The sequence below is a fragment of the Anaerobium acetethylicum genome, from assembly GCF_900096945.1.
Classification (GTDB): domain Bacteria; phylum Bacillota; class Clostridia; order Lachnospirales; family Lachnospiraceae; genus Anaerobium; species Anaerobium acetethylicum.
The window spans coordinates 1-1046 of record NZ_FMKA01000105.1 but is presented as its reverse complement, the minus strand read 5'-3'; the positions used below and the strand labels follow the sequence as shown (position 1 = coordinate 1046).

At 36.9% G+C, this 1046-nt stretch carries 1 protein-coding gene and 1 pseudogene; one reads left to right on the top strand and one right to left on the bottom strand.

What is annotated here, in order from left to right; all coding sequences use genetic code 11:
• Positions 1-107 precede the first annotated feature (107 nt).
• On the bottom strand, positions 108-488 hold the full coding sequence (locus BJR36_RS20005) for a nitroreductase family protein (protein ID WP_091237187.1): 381 nt from the start codon (positions 486-488) through the stop codon (positions 108-110).
• A 1-nt stretch (position 489) separates the two neighbouring features.
• On the opposite strand from BJR36_RS20005, the pseudogene BJR36_RS21100 reads away from it, so the two are divergent.
• A pseudogene (locus BJR36_RS21100) lies at positions 490-887 on the top strand (helicase-related protein); the annotation flags it as partial.
• Positions 888-1046 lie beyond the last annotated feature (159 nt).

Here is a 1046-nt window from a genome sequence, read left to right as displayed (position 1 = left end):
AAAACATAACAGCGGAAAAGCATGAACTACTGCCGATTTAGGGAACTGGACACCAAGGGTGGACTGTGCAACACGGTATGATATTCATCGCTTACTTTTTTTTTATATTACTCAAACCATGTAACAGATAATACCGGTTCTTTTCTAGGTGTTTCGGAAAATGCTTTGACAGGATATCCAATGGAAAAAGCATCAAAACAAAATTCACCTTGTTGAAGTCCTAATAACTCACTAAATTGTGAATTATAATTTAAATCACTAATGGCGGACACTAATTGAATCCCTAAACCCAGTGATGTAGCTTTTAACCACATATTTTCCATACAATATGCAATCGCTTGCTCCTCTCTGGATGGGAATCCCCGCCTTTCTGCTGCAATTATTAGCCAAGGTGCCTTACCGATTGGGGGACCATTTTTGATTAACATACGCATTCCATTTAACATGGGTTCATGCTTGGGATTATTTTCTTTTTCTAATTCAACCATTTTACTTCTAACTGTAGAGAGTGACAAAAAGAAGGATGATTTTATTGTTGAGTATATTGAAAAGCATCATGATGAAAGCGGTATAATATATTGTGCAACCCGTAAAAATGTTGATGCACTTCAGAATTATTATTTAAAAGAGGGGTTCCTGTAACAAAATGTCATGCTGGAATTGATAATGGCTCTAGAAAGAAAAATCAAGATGATTTTATTTATGACCGTGCTCCTATAATTGTTGCAACTAATGCATTCGGAATGGGTATTGATAAATCGAATGTCAAATATGTAATTCATTATAATATGCCACAGAGTATGGAAAATTATTATCAGGAAGCCGGTCGTGCAGGACGTGATGGTGAAGTATCTCAGTGTGTACTTCTTTTCTCAGCCCAGGATATTAACTAATTGCTAACTTCCCAAGGTTTACCCACTCAATGCCATCTGACCTATTAGAAATCGATGGCATTGGGATATAGATTACTTGCTCTCTAAGAAAGCAATAATCTCAGCGCGGCTCCTACAACTATTTTGTATCGCCGCTATGAGTTCCTCGTTTTC

Bases quoted from the DNA above. Each gene is read 5' to 3' on its own strand.
- BJR36_RS20005 (WP_091237187.1), bottom strand. From the start codon at position 488: ATGGTTGAATTAGAAAAAGAAAATAATCCCAAGCATGAACCCATGTTA.